The sequence below is a fragment of the Bacillus sp. FSL R7-0685 genome (genome assembly GCF_038002425.1).
In the GTDB taxonomy this organism is placed as follows: domain Bacteria; phylum Bacillota; class Bacilli; order Bacillales; family Bacillaceae; genus Bacillus; species Bacillus subtilis.
The window spans coordinates 2,059,045-2,071,762 of record NZ_JBBOCN010000001.1 but is presented as its reverse complement, the minus strand read 5'-3'; the positions used below and the strand labels follow the sequence as shown (position 1 = coordinate 2,071,762).

Here is a 12,718-nt window from a genome sequence, read left to right as displayed (position 1 = left end):
TATATCCGAAGATTTGTACCTTGGCGATATTAAAGAAGATACAGCACTTATTATTAAGTCAATACAGTTAAACAACAAGGTAGAATGTCAACAAACAAGAAATAACAATAACGAAGCACTTAACTATTATCAAGATCTGTTAAATGACTGGGTGTTGTTTACAGAAAAACAATCAAAGGGATTTATTGAATGGTGTGAAAATAAGGGAAGAAATTATCATTGGGTCGAATCCTATTATTACCAAAAACATTGAGCGCAGCTAGTGAGAGCTCGTTATGAGTCGAAAAGAATCCTGGTTGTGGGAACGAGAAAATCAAAGGCAAATATGGGATTGACCATGAAGAGCCCGGATTATCCATATTAAGCTTCTTTAGAGTCAAAGCAGATTTAAAGCCTTGGTCATTACTACAAATTCAATGATCATTTTAAGTGATCAAAATTGAGGTGATAACAATGATTAAATCTAATTTAAAGCCCATATTATAGACCAAAGAAAGATCAGTATCCGGAAACTTTCCAGGGATATTGATCACGAGTATCCGACTGTCCAAAAGCTATATAATGACGAAATGGAGCGGTATCCAAGAGAGCTAACATCGAGCTGCAGGAATTGCAGATATTCGAAAAAAGTCATAATCATATCGATCGCTCAGGATGAAAATGGTATACTAAAGTTAGAAGGATAGAAAGTAATTACAAGTTTTCTAGGTCTGCATAAAATCGTACTTTTGTTGAATTAGAGGAGTACAAGGAGATTAATAGAGGATATGTAAAGCTAATTAGGTTTCATAATAATGGTTTTAAAACAACTCCGTATAACTCAACACCTTTTGTCACTCACGCCCGTTTATAAATTTTGAAGTAACTGATTTGGGAATGAAAAATGAAATTATAAAAGAGCATAATGTTATATGACCTAAAATTAATGATCAAAAGTGGAAAGGATGCTTTGTTTTTCTAGAGAAGTATGATAAGCAACTATTGAAAAAAGGTGCACTGGTTATGCGAAAGAACCATAAAAAGAGCGTCTATTTTTTGAAAGTAAAGAACAAAACCATATGGGTGAGAAACACTCCTCACACTGGAAAAGAAGATTGTTATGTAAACCAATATGACTGAAGTTATTGAACATGCGGGTAAAAAATATAGTTTCAAAAAATACCTTGGAACTTATTCCAATCTCTATTGGGTTTAGATGAGAATTAATTTAGCTTTAAAAAGATTAGTTTTGGGCAAACAACATTTAGGATATGTGCCTGAATGGTTGTCGGAGGCTTATATTATTATGGATGATCAAGTATATTGTTTAGAATTATCGAAATTATTTGTATTAAAAGAACAGGTTAAAAGAGCAGTGGGGAAAGAAAGAATTTATATTCCTTAAATAGTTGAATTGTGAGTTAGTAAATAAGAAAGTCTGGTGCTTCATATGCGAAAATTCAAGTTTTGTGAGAGGAATTTAAAATAAATTCATTCTTTTATTTTAATTGGAGGGGGACATTTGGGCATACTCAACTTTTTCAAGAACAAAGTTAAAAATGAACAGAATGAGAGTAGAAATAATAATATTAATACTTCTGAGGTTAATAACGAAACAGAGGTGACATCTAAAAAAGAAAATTTCCCAATCTTGATTCAAGAAACAGCCTTCTCAAGGAAATATGAAGAAAAGTCTGCATTTTTTGAGTATATAGACTTTAAAGTTGCAGGAACATCACACTATCAAAAAGATATTAAGAAAGCCATCAATACTGAGGATGAAAATAGCTTTTTCTTCGATGAAAAATATGATGGTATGACAAATAAAGAGATTTTAGAATCTACTTTTGATGAGCCAATATTTGTTTATCATAATGCCCTTTTCTCTAATTGTGAATTGCGGTTAGAAGAGAATAACGAGTACGATCCGGAAGCTATAGCTGTCTATGTAAATGATTTCAAAGTAGGACATGTTCCTCGAAAGAATTTTCAAGAAGGCAAGAAATACATTTACGATCAGTTAAAGAGTGGTATAAGGCACCCAATCTCAGCAAGTTTGTATGGAGGGAAATATAAAGTTAACCGCGATGATACAAAGATTGAAACAGGTGAAACAAATTATAAAATTGAGTGTCAAATAGTCATTAAGACAGACAAATAGACTATGAAACCACAATTTTGAGGGGAGCGGGTGAGTGAACTATATGGCGGTCAAAATGATAACTGTCTGGTATAAATACAATGATGAAGGCAGCGAAGCGAAATTAAATCATATTGAAGACGGATGGATAAATGGAGACTATCCAAAACCGAAAGATCCATCATATTCAAATCAAGAAGCGTGGAAGAAAAGTAGTTGGAAAAGAAAACATGCTTATTTAGATGAACAATATCAAGTATTGAACGTTCCAGCAGCTTATTGGATAAAACAATGAGGAGTGACTGACTTTGTAAGATCCAATTAGGTTCTGTCACATTAAAAACGAGGAAATTTACATGGTACATATGGCAGAAGAGACATACATGAAAATCGCTGAAAAAGCAAGTGAATATACGATCTGTGAAAACTCTTGGCTTTTTACAGATGGCGACCTGAAGAGGGAGAAGAATTAAACAAGTTAAATCATTTAACGAGTTTAGTGGATTGCCTGATCGAAGCAAATAATAAAAGAAATGTTTTAAACAAAAAGAGCATTAATCTAAATGCTCTTTTTCATACCGCATCGCCGACATTCACGCAAGAATATTCCACTCTTCGCAGAGCTTTTGAACAAAGTGTAATCACAATTGGCGCAGCGACCGTATTTTAAATCAGAATATTCTTTGTAATCATAAACGATTGAAGTATCATACCCGTTTGTATTTCTCTTCCACAAGATCACCTACATAACTTATTCAACATACTCAAGAATACCAAATTTCGTTCGATATAGGGAAGAAAACAATGATTGGATTAGCTTATTTTTTAATTATCTGGCTTGGAGTTGGATTGTTGACTGGCATTAAGTTTATTTTTGTTGATCAGGTCTATGATGAAGAGTTTAAAGAACTCATGGATAAAGAAACAGCGGCGGGCATGGAAAGGAATTTGGCCAGCCTGTTTTTCAAAAATAAGCTTAATGCAATTGCCTTTTTCATGATAATTGGTTTGCTGCCATTAGCAATGAGGATTACAAAATTATTTAAAAGAGGTTGATTTATACCTTTGCTTGATTATTTTTATGTACTGCAGTTTGAAAACAAGGAATACTTCAAATCAAAGTTAGATGAGGAAGGTTATTTGACATCTAGCTACCGCCACGGAACATCTAAATTGCAAACAATGTATGAAATCATTGAGGTAGCAAATGAGCTTAAATCAAAGTGTAATGTGCAATGTGAGGTAAGGGAAATTCAAGTCGTAAAGCGTTAGGGGGTTTAGGTGTATTGGATAGAGTGGATTGAGAACGAGGAAAAAAAGTCTTATTGCGGATTGAATGGGCTGCTATACTGGAAGACCGGTATCAAAAGCGGTTTGGGTATGTTGAATGGAAGCGGCTTTAAAAAGGGGTGAAATGCCATTAAAAATTTAGTTTTATTGTCCAGCTTTTTCGGGATTGTGCTATCGCTTATAGGGCTATTATTTGGAGTCCTAACAGATTTCTATATTTCAGGTATTGCACGGCTTATGGGTGTTTTAGCTGGTCTCCTCGTATTACTTAGCTTGAAGTCAAGAAACACAGAAATGCAGGCATTTATAGTGAGTTCTAGTACCGCGTTAGGAATAATGGGTGCAGGAATTTTATATCTTCCAGCAGCTATTGTCAATGTCTTAATTGGTTTCAAACTAAACAAAAATTTAAAAGAAGAAAACGCTAAGGAACAGATCTGAATAGACTGCTTTTTGTTTAGTATGACCATGGAAAATTGTAGTATAATAGTAATAAAATAATCATTTTATTGTGAGGTTTAGAGGGTGCTTAAAGAAAGAGGACAAATAGGTCAAGAATTTGGCGCGAAAGAAATTGCCGACTATTTAAAATCAAAGAGTTATAAACCAAAAATTTAAGTTAGTCACTATCGAGATCACTTTGGTGGCTCTATAACCTTTTGGTACAGACTTAGGAAATACTATATAGCTCTTATACAATTTGATACCCCCGAGATGGAGATCCGTTAAGCACTAAAAGTGGCTTTACCCAATTAGGTATGGATTCTAAAGGACAAGCAGAAAAATAATGATTCATTTGATTGCCCACTTTAACGGCTGGTACATAACTAACAAAGAGCCAAATCCTCGAGAAGAGCATTGGATTAATTTATATATTGACTATGAGGATCGAAGCTAAACGCTGTTGGGAGGATTAATAATGACTGAAGATTTTTATTGCGATGAAGTATTAAGTGGAAAAACAAAAGTAAATAAAGTCTTTGAAACCGAGAATGTCTTAGCGTATCATCATACAAGACCTTTTTGGCCAGTCCATATAGTTGCAATTCCAAAAAAGCATATTTCTTCTTTAATAACTTTGGAAGAAGGGGATAACGAGCTACTACTTGAGTTGCTTGGTGTGATAAAAAAGGTTGCAGCTATGGTAACAAAAGAAAACGGTTCTTGTAGAGTACTTACAAACTTGGGAGAATATCAGGATTCGAAGCATCTACATTGGCATATAGCTTCGGGAGAGCCATTAAGATAAAAGAATCCTTTTAATCAAAAGGTGTGAAACTAAATGGATTTGTACATATTTATAATAGTTATTAATTGTTTAGCAGCTATAACTACCATTGTACTTACCTTTTTTAAATCAAAACTTACAATTGTACCTATATTAAACTTTTTGTTTTCTTTGATAACAGCAATAACAACAGAGTATAACGCCTGGACAATCACTTTAATAATTATAAGTTTAATTCTTTTGGGAGTTTTTTCAGCTGTTAAAAAATATGCTCAAGTTGAATACCATTGCTCACAAGCATCTGTCCTATTTGGAGGAGTTCCAACCATAAAAGAATGAATTAGAAAAGCAACTGCAGAAAGAAATCCTAAAGTAATAATCCTCTAATGTTCTCTAAAGGGATTGAGACAGTTGCAAGGAATGGTGAACCGTACACAGTTTTGAACGATTTGCTGTTTGCAACAGGCAATTTACATATTGGTCTGGGGTACGATTATTTAAAGTGCATTGCCTTACTAATCAATGTCAAAAGATTTTTTAGTGTAACAGAGTCATATGGAAATATTTCTGATAAATTAGCTGTTGCTGCTATGAAGGGTGTGCAATTTGATCAGTTCGAGGAAGCTTACAAAGCTTATAAAGAAACAGTTACAATAAATCAAAATAGCTTAATGGACTATTTAAGTGCTTTAATTACTCTGATAAAAGCAGGTGAGAAGCCACAAAAAGCTGGTGAAAGTTTAGCTATCATCATGAATAAACTTATTGAAATGAGTTGGAAAATTCAATGATATAATTGTTTTATGCAAAAGCCCTTATGCGGGCTCTTTTTAATTGTTGTTTGCAGTAACCAATTTTAAAATTTTCCGTATAGGATCTAACATCTCAGGTGTAAGTTTATATCCATCCCAGTGGATATAAGGTTTTTCTATTTAGGTTTTTTCTTTCCACTTTAGGATCAAGATCATCCGTTAACCCAAGTATGTAATCAACTGTAACATCATATAGCCTAGCTAAAATAATCAACTTGTCCAATGGTGGTTTTTTTCTTTCAGTTTTATACCGCGCCGTAACTTGATTTTGCAATTCCAATTTTCTCACCTAACTGTTCCATTGTTAATTTGTGTGCCTTTCGTAATTGACGTAATCTTTGGCCATACATTTTGAATAAACGCCTCCCAAAACCATCTAGTTCAATTATATGAGCTTTCATTTCTCAATAAAATAAAAAATCTCAAAAGAATTTCAAAATTTTCACGATTTCTGGCGGAAAATGCATTATAATGTGAAAGCATTACTTTAAAAATGGTAGCAATGAACTAGGAGGAAGTCATGGTAAGCAAGAAGAACAAAATTGTAGCGGCATTATTAGCATTTTTCTTCGGGGGTCTGGGAATACATAAGTTTTATTTGGGAAGAGTAGGACAAGGTATTCTATATATTTTGTTTTGCTGGACTGGTATCCCCTCTATTATCGCATTTATTGAATTCATTATTTTTCTTTGTGGTAGCGAAGAAGGGTTTGATCAAAAGTACAATTTTTATTACTTTCAGCAGCAATCTAAAGCTTAATTTTAAAGAGGGATATACAGTCCCTCTTTAAATAAAATAAGAATTTTAAAGATTTTTATTTTGAATTGGAGGCTCGGTTACATCCCACAGTTACCCTGATTGTCAATTCTTTTTTTCTTTTTCAGAGTCCTTTCAAATAAAAATCTTGCAACTTCTTTGTAAAACTGATCTAAGCTATCATCCTCAAATTTTTGGTCAATAATTCTAATTGAGCAGTTCTTTCTTAGTATAACCTTAATTGTTTTCTTCTTCAGTTCTTCATATTCTTCATATTCTTCATAGATTTGCTTCCCTTCATTAGACAAGCGGCAGCACAATAATTTCACAATCTCTACTGTATATCTCCTTTATAGAAATGGTTCAATGGGAATTCATTGCAGATATTACTCCATCTGAATTAGAAACAAGAATTGTGATCCTACGAAAAAAGGATCAGGATATGGTGGAAGAAGACCACTTATAATGTGTTTCTAGGTATTTGTAATTAAATTACAAATACTTTTAATATTTGCTCATGAATTCGTGGTATTATACTGAAGAGGACGATCAAAAGCTTTGGCGTTAGTAATTAAGAATGTTTTAAATATATACGAGTGCTACCTCAAAGTCGGAAAAAAATATTATAGGAGGTAACATATGTTTAAGTTTAAAAAGAATTTCTTAGTTGGATTATCGGCAGCTTTAATGAGTATTAGCTTGTTTTCGGCAACCGTCTCTGCAGCTAGCACAGACTACTGGCAAAATTGGACTGATGGGGGCGGTATAGTAAACGCTGTCAATGGGTCTGGCGGGAATTACAGTGTTAATTGGTCTAATACCGGAAATTTTGTTGTTGGTAAAGGTTGGACTACAGGTTCGCCATTTAGGACGATAAACTATAATGCCGGAGTTTGGGCACCGAATGGCAATGGATATTTAACTTTATATGGTTGGACGAGATCACCGCTCATAGAATATTATGTAGTGGATTCATGGGGTACTTATAGACCTACTGGAACGTATAAGGGTACTGTAAAAAGTGATGGGGGTACATATGACATATATACAACTACACGTTATAACGCACCTTCCATTGATGGCGATCGCACTACTTTTACGCAGTACTGGAGTGTTCGCCAGTCGAAGAGACCAACCGGAAGCAACGCTACAATCACTTTCAGCAATCATGTGAACGCATGGAAGAGCCATGGAATGAATCTGGGCAGTAATTGGGCTTACCAAGTCATGGCGACAGAAGGATATCAAAGTAGTGGAAGTTCTAACGTAACAGTGTGGTAACAGATCATCCTTAATCAGGGGTAGCTAACGGGCTGCTGATCGTTCCTTGAGAAGTTTTATAATCAATGATTATTAAAATCGTTAGTAATGGTTAAAGGTTGTTTTCTACTAGGTGAACGGCCTTGGAATTGCTGGAGGTAGGGTATTCTCCATCTGGTTTTAAAACTTTCCCTATAGGTTAATAGAATGGTATTTAAATGAGAATGCTATCAATTTTTTGTAGTCAGCGCTTGCTCACAACAGACACCTTTACATAACCCTTCTTTATCAAACATAAGCCTTATTCAAAATAAAAATATCTAGTAGTTAACCAGATCCTCATAACTTTATACTAGTTAAAGGTGGGACTGTTAAGAACAAAAAGTCCAATTTATGAATGGGGACTCTACGAACAAAGCAAGTAAGTTCAAAAAGAACCCAACTTTAGGATTTCCTTAGAGGATTGAATCAGCTCAAACCAAGTTTTTTAATGCGACTAGCTATGGAAATTAAGAAAAGAACCTGGTGAAATTTCCCAGGTTCTTTTTATATTGCACAAAAACAGACACGGTGATATAATCACACTACGTGCGCTTTCTAGTTAAAAAGTTATAGATATCCATCTTATAATTTTATTATATCCTGCTAGGAAGCTCTTGTCAATATTTTTTTTTGAAGGGGAGATGTAGAATGAGTTCTTTGGTTCTCGGTTTACATGAAATTGAAAAAACACAGCTTTCGCTCGTTGGAGGAAAAGGGTTACATTTAGGGGAATTATCAAAAATTCAAGGTATACAAGTACCAGAAGGATTTTGTGTCACAACAGTAGGATATCAAAAAGCCATCGAACAAAACGAAACGTTACAAGTGTTGTTGGATCAATTGACCATGCTAAAAGTTGAGGACCGAGATCAGATTGGTAACATCAGCCGGAAGATTCGGCAAATCATTATGGAAGTAGACATTCCTTCCGATGTTGTGAAAGCAGTGGCTCAATATCTCTCCCAGTTTGGCGAGGAACATGCCTATGCCGTGCGTTCTAGTGCGACTGCTGAGGATTTACCACATGCTTCTTTTGCCGGTCAACAAGACACCTATTTAAATATTACCGGCGTCGATGCAATCTTGCAGCATATCAGTAAATGCTGGGCGTCCCTATTTACGGATCGCGCGGTTATTTACCGTATGCAAAATGGATTTGACCACAGCCAAGTCTATTTATCCGTTATCGTTCAAAGGATGGTTTTCCCTCAGGCTTCGGGGATTTTATTTACCGCTGATCCGATTACCTCCAACCGAAAGGTGTTATCCATCGATGCCGGTTTTGGACTTGGTGAAGCACTGGTTTCTGGCTTGGTATCTGCCGATTGTTATAAAGTACAGGATGGGCAAATCATCGATAAGAGAATAGCAACTAAAAAAATGGCTATCTACGGACGAAAAGAAGGCGGAACAGAAACACAGCAGATCGATTCTGATCAGCAAAAGGCTCAAACACTGACTGATGAACAAATTTTACAGCTGGCACGCATTGGAAGACAGATCGAAGCTCATTTCGGCCAGCCGCAAGATATCGAATGGTGTTTGGCCCGCGATACTTTTTATATTGTACAGAGTCGTCCAATCACTACTTTATTCCCCATCCCTGAAGCGAGTGACCAAGAAAATCACGTCTATATTTCTGTTGGTCATCAACAAATGATGACGGATCCCATAAAACCACTGGGATTGTCTTTTTTTCTGTTGACGACTGTTGCACCCATGCGTAAAGCCGGTGGAAGGCTATTTGTTGATGTCACACATCATCTGGCATCCCCTGACAGCAGAGAAGTTTTCTTAAAAGGCATGGGGCAGCACGATCAGCTCTTAAAAGACGCACTTATGACCATAATAAAGCGACGAGATTTCATAAAGTCGATACCAAATGATAAAACAGCACCAAATCCCAGCAGAGGCAATGCAGATATGCCGGCTCAAGTTGAAAACGATCCGACAATCGTGTCTGATTTGATTGAGAGCAGTCAAACATCGATAGAAGAGTTAAAACAAAACATCAAAACGAAATCAGGATCAGATTTATTTCGTTTTATTCTGGAAGATATTCAGGAATTAAAGAAGATTTTATTTAACCCAAAAAGTTCGGTTCTAATTCGAACTGCTATGAATGCTTCATTATGGATTAACGAAAAAATGAACGAGTGGTTAGGTGAAAAAAACGCAGCAGATACGCTTTCTCAATCTGTACCCCATAATATTACTTCAGAAATGGGTCTTGCGCTATTAGACGTCGCAGATGTGATTCGTCCTTATCCAGAGGTAATTGATTACTTACAACATGTAAAAGATGATAACTTTTTGGATGAACTGGCTAAGTTTGATGGCGGAAGCAAAACCCGAGACGCGATCTATGATTATCTCAGCAAATACGGAATGCGATGTACCGGAGAGATTGATATCACAAGAACTCGATGGAGCGAAAAACCAACTACACTTGTCCCAATGATTCTTAATAATATTAAAAATTTTGAGCCTAATGTCGGCCATCGGAAATTTGAGCAAGGGCGACAGGAAGCTTTGAAGAAAGAACAAGAGTTATTAGATCGATTGAAGCAATTACCGGATGGTGAACAAAAAGCCAAAGAAACAAAACGAGCGATAGATATCATCCGGAATTTCAGCGGGTTTAGGGAATATCCAAAATACGGCATGGTTAATCGATACTTCGTTTATAAGCAGGCTTTACTGAAAGAAGCCGAACAACTCATAGAAGCGGGCGTTATTCATGAAAAAGAAGATATATACTATCTCACTTTTGAAGAACTTCACGAAGTCGTACGCACACATAAACTGGATTATCAAATCATCAGCGCACGAAAAGACGAGTACACATTATATGAAAAACTATCTCCACCACGTGTTATCACGTCTGATGGTGAAATCGTTACAGGTGAGTATAAACGAGAAAATCTCCCAGCCGGAGCGATTGTAGGTCTACCTGTTTCCTCCGGAGTGATAGAGGGGCGAGCGCGTGTCATTTTAAACATGGAAGATGCTGATTTAGAAGATGGAGATATATTAGTTACCTCCTTTACCGATCCAAGCTGGACACCATTGTTTGTATCCATAAAAGGCCTAGTCACCGAAGTTGGGGGACTGATGACCCATGGAGCTGTTATAGCCCGTGAATATGGCTTACCTGCAGTTGTTGGCGTTGAAAATGCTGCCAAGCTGATAAAAGATGGGCAACGAATTCGCGTTCATGGTACAGAAGGTTACATTGAAATCTTATAATGTCTGATGTGTGTAGAGAGCCATCAGATATTCCGCCATCAGCCCTAACTAGAAGTTGGGAGGCTGCATTTGTACCGAATGATTAAGTTCCCGTTGAACTAACGAAGATCGATAGCACATTAAGAAAAGCTGGAACCTCTTGGAGGAGGTCTGGCTTTTCTATATAAAAGTGGCGTAGTGTGCAAAAGCCGCATTTTGCGGGCGGCGCTTCTTTAAAGTGAATTTTTTATTACCAGCATTTAAAACCAAACTTTAGATTTTGTTCGTGTCAAAGAGAACTGGAGAATTTGATAGGGGACCACATAGAAAGAAATACCTAAAACAAGAGAAAAAGGAGCTAAAAAGCTCCTTTATAAATTTAAACAACTTTTGTATAAATAGCCGTGTAAAACCCGATTGAGTAATCAAAATAATGACGTGTAAGCGTATAAGTATAACCGTTGTATTCTATTGTTGGCTGGAAGTCCATTGGAAGAGGACTAATGCGGTATATAGTGTCATAATCATATTCACCACTTTTTACTGCAACCTCAGACGAAGTGCCAGCAGCCAATGCGGGAACCGCGGATATGAGCATGCCAAAGGATAAAGCAGAACTCAATAAGATTTTCCTAATCTTCAATTACATCAACTCCATTTACAATTTATACATATATTATGTTGTAATTGGAAGTTATTTTGAAAGTGAATAATGGATCATAAAAAGTAAAAATCTCGATTTTAGCGGAATAAGAGTAAGGGTATGGTTCGAAGACAACCACATACAAACATTTGAGAAAGAACAAAAAGAAGTAGCTCCGTTTGGTGAATGTCCCTGTTGTTTATTTTAAAGATCAAAAAGAGTTTAAAATGGCCGGTATTACATTAATGACACGCCAAAATGCTATTTACGAAGACAAAGATCGGAAGAAAAAAATGGTTCAGATAGTTTTATCATTATAGATAGAGGTGGCCCAAAAGCAGCCTAGAAATAAGCTTAAACAAAAAATCCTCCCACAAAGGGAGGATTACTATTACATATTAACTTAAGTGTAAATCAATGAAACAATGAATAAAAAATACGAAATATAAGATATTGCTTTTGAAGAACTTGTTTTATGTTTTTGGAATGTATAGATAAGTGCAAAACCAAAGAAGAAAACTGTTACAAACCAAGAAGTGTATTGTGGAAAGATGGCGACCGCCAATACCATGATTGTTGAAAAAATAAATGAAGAGTAATGAGTTACTTTATGATCATCATTCAATGAAATCACCTCTACGAATTTTTACCCGATTTAGTCTGTGTATTAACAGCTTGTAAAAGATTCAATATGAAAAAATGAAGAAGTTTCTGGATAGGTTTACACTACAGTTTATTGATATGTAGTTATGGAGTGAGATTGTTAAACATGACGGGAGGGAGAAAGGTTGCCGAAAATCGGAGTAAGCTTGATAGTGCTCATTATTTTCCTTGCAGGCTGCAATAAAAATGAACAAAACGGAGACGAAACAAAGATGCAGAGCCTAGTAGGCTATGTCGTGCTTAAAGACAATAATAGGGCAATTCTCATTACCACTACAGAAACTCCAGTAAAAGAAGATTACGATCTTTCTGAAGGACAACTTATGAACAAGTTTAAAAATAACATAGTAATTGTAGGATTAAGTGAGATTGATAACACAGATGATCTCAAAAGAGGTGAAAAAATAAAAGTGTGGTTCCATACACGAAAAGAGTCAAATCCACCAAGTGCAACGATACAAAAATATGAATTATTATAAAAAAATTGTTGAATTCTCATATAGATAACCTCTGAGACAACAAATGTTGTTCTATTGCATTGAAACTGCCAGTGACCAATATCAAGTTCAGTTATGTTAATTCAAGTGGTTTGATATGTTAGTGTCTTCGAACGAGACGAAATATTGGGAAGAGAGTCCGAATATCAATGAGTATTACAAATTGGTCACAGAATAAG

Annotated in this window: 17 protein-coding genes and 4 pseudogenes; 16 read left to right on the top strand and 5 right to left on the bottom strand. The window is 35.7% G+C overall.

Translation table 11 applies throughout. The features are described 5' to 3' along the window. The first annotated feature begins 453 nt into the window (after positions 1-453). The 4 genes and pseudogenes from MKY50_RS10465 to MKY50_RS10450 all read left to right on the top strand — a co-directional run bounded on the left by MKY50_RS10465 (position 454) and on the right by MKY50_RS10450 (position 2,414). A pseudogene (locus MKY50_RS10465) lies at positions 454-658 on the top strand (helix-turn-helix domain-containing protein). Between the two features lie 537 nt (positions 659-1,195). Next, the gene (locus MKY50_RS10460; protein WP_134818957.1) at positions 1,196-1,384 is read left to right on the top strand and encodes a hypothetical protein; all 189 of its coding nucleotides are present in this window, start codon (positions 1,196-1,198) and stop codon (positions 1,382-1,384) included. Positions 1,385-1,501: 117 nt separating this feature from the next. Further along, a complete protein-coding gene (locus MKY50_RS10455) occupies positions 1,502-2,140 on the top strand; it encodes an HIRAN domain-containing protein (RefSeq protein WP_327847490.1) in 639 nt (212 codons plus the stop codon). Between the two features lie 43 nt (positions 2,141-2,183). Further along, complete coding sequence (locus tag MKY50_RS10450; protein WP_033884044.1) at positions 2,184-2,414, top strand: hypothetical protein; 231 nt, start codon at positions 2,184-2,186, stop codon at positions 2,412-2,414. Positions 2,415-2,678: 264 nt separating this feature from the next. Here the strand turns inward: MKY50_RS10450 and MKY50_RS10445 are convergent, their stop codons facing one another. Beyond that, entirely contained in the window at positions 2,679-2,858 is a 180-nt protein-coding gene (locus MKY50_RS10445; protein ID WP_341117308.1) for a hypothetical protein, read from the bottom strand. 65 nt (positions 2,859-2,923) lie between these two features. On the opposite strand from MKY50_RS10445, the gene MKY50_RS10440 reads away from it, so the two are divergent. The 7 genes and pseudogenes from MKY50_RS10440 (at position 2,924) to MKY50_RS10410 (ending at position 5,428) form a co-directional block, all read left to right on the top strand. After that, complete coding sequence (locus MKY50_RS10440; RefSeq protein WP_029727209.1) at positions 2,924-3,175, top strand: hypothetical protein; 252 nt, start codon at positions 2,924-2,926, stop codon at positions 3,173-3,175. Positions 3,176-3,178: 3 nt separating this feature from the next. After that, the gene (locus MKY50_RS10435) at positions 3,179-3,391 is read left to right on the top strand and encodes a hypothetical protein (protein WP_033883988.1); all 213 of its coding nucleotides are present in this window, start codon (positions 3,179-3,181) and stop codon (positions 3,389-3,391) included. A 9-nt stretch (positions 3,392-3,400) separates the two neighbouring features. Further along, positions 3,401-3,522 (top strand): annotated as a pseudogene (locus tag MKY50_RS10430) (hypothetical protein). 160 nt (positions 3,523-3,682) lie between these two features. Next, positions 3,683-3,850, top strand: coding sequence for a permease (locus MKY50_RS10425; protein ID WP_341116622.1), 168 nt, complete (start codon positions 3,683-3,685; stop codon positions 3,848-3,850). 478 nt (positions 3,851-4,328) lie between these two features. Further along, a complete protein-coding gene (locus MKY50_RS10420; RefSeq protein ID WP_029318060.1) occupies positions 4,329-4,658 on the top strand; it encodes an HIT domain-containing protein in 330 nt (109 codons plus the stop codon). Between the two features lie 33 nt (positions 4,659-4,691). Then, positions 4,692-4,976 (top strand): hypothetical protein, encoded by a 285-nt coding sequence (locus MKY50_RS10415; RefSeq protein ID WP_029727212.1) that lies wholly within the window; start codon positions 4,692-4,694, stop codon positions 4,974-4,976. A gap of 101 nt (positions 4,977-5,077) precedes the next feature. After that, positions 5,078-5,428: a hypothetical protein gene (locus MKY50_RS10410; protein ID WP_044052683.1), complete on the top strand. Its 351-nt coding sequence runs from the start codon at positions 5,078-5,080 to the stop codon at positions 5,426-5,428. 39 nt (positions 5,429-5,467) lie between these two features. Here MKY50_RS10410 and MKY50_RS10405 read toward each other — a convergent pair. Continuing rightward, a pseudogene (locus MKY50_RS10405) lies at positions 5,468-5,799 on the bottom strand (helix-turn-helix domain-containing protein). A gap of 170 nt (positions 5,800-5,969) precedes the next feature. Here MKY50_RS10405 and MKY50_RS10400 point away from each other — a divergent pair. Beyond that, positions 5,970-6,209: a TM2 domain-containing protein gene (locus MKY50_RS10400; RefSeq protein WP_003231362.1), complete on the top strand. Its 240-nt coding sequence runs from the start codon at positions 5,970-5,972 to the stop codon at positions 6,207-6,209. A gap of 77 nt (positions 6,210-6,286) precedes the next feature. Here MKY50_RS10400 and MKY50_RS10395 read toward each other — a convergent pair whose 3' ends face one another. Beyond that, positions 6,287-6,535 (bottom strand): hypothetical protein, encoded by a 249-nt coding sequence (locus MKY50_RS10395; protein ID WP_015251937.1) that lies wholly within the window; start codon positions 6,533-6,535, stop codon positions 6,287-6,289. A 310-nt stretch (positions 6,536-6,845) separates the two neighbouring features. On the opposite strand from MKY50_RS10395, the gene xynA reads away from it, so the two are divergent. Both xynA and ppsA read left to right on the top strand, forming a co-directional pair. Beyond that, the gene (gene xynA / locus MKY50_RS10390) at positions 6,846-7,487 is read left to right on the top strand and encodes an endo-1,4-beta-xylanase XynA (RefSeq protein WP_192858429.1); all 642 of its coding nucleotides are present in this window, start codon (positions 6,846-6,848) and stop codon (positions 7,485-7,487) included. Positions 7,488-8,156: 669 nt separating this feature from the next. Next, positions 8,157-10,757: a phosphoenolpyruvate synthase gene (gene ppsA / locus MKY50_RS10385; protein WP_341116619.1), complete on the top strand. Its 2,601-nt coding sequence runs from the start codon at positions 8,157-8,159 to the stop codon at positions 10,755-10,757. Between the two features lie 358 nt (positions 10,758-11,115). On the opposite strand, the gene MKY50_RS10380 is transcribed toward ppsA, so the two are convergent. Then, complete coding sequence (locus tag MKY50_RS10380) at positions 11,116-11,379, bottom strand: hypothetical protein (protein WP_038429095.1); 264 nt, start codon at positions 11,377-11,379, stop codon at positions 11,116-11,118. A 403-nt stretch (positions 11,380-11,782) separates the two neighbouring features. Continuing rightward, positions 11,783-12,004, bottom strand: a complete 222-nt coding sequence (locus MKY50_RS10375; RefSeq protein ID WP_341116616.1) for a hypothetical protein — start codon at positions 12,002-12,004, stop codon at positions 11,783-11,785. 163 nt (positions 12,005-12,167) lie between these two features. Here MKY50_RS10375 and MKY50_RS10370 point away from each other — a divergent pair, with 163 nt between their 5' ends. Together MKY50_RS10370 and MKY50_RS10365 are read left to right on the top strand one after the other, a co-directional pair. Further along, positions 12,168-12,521, top strand: a complete 354-nt coding sequence (locus MKY50_RS10370; protein ID WP_230488193.1) for a DUF3221 domain-containing protein — start codon at positions 12,168-12,170, stop codon at positions 12,519-12,521. A 106-nt stretch (positions 12,522-12,627) separates the two neighbouring features. Continuing rightward, positions 12,628-12,717 (top strand): annotated as a pseudogene (locus MKY50_RS10365) (SMI1/KNR4 family protein); the annotation flags it as partial. Position 12,718: the final 1 nt, after the last annotated feature.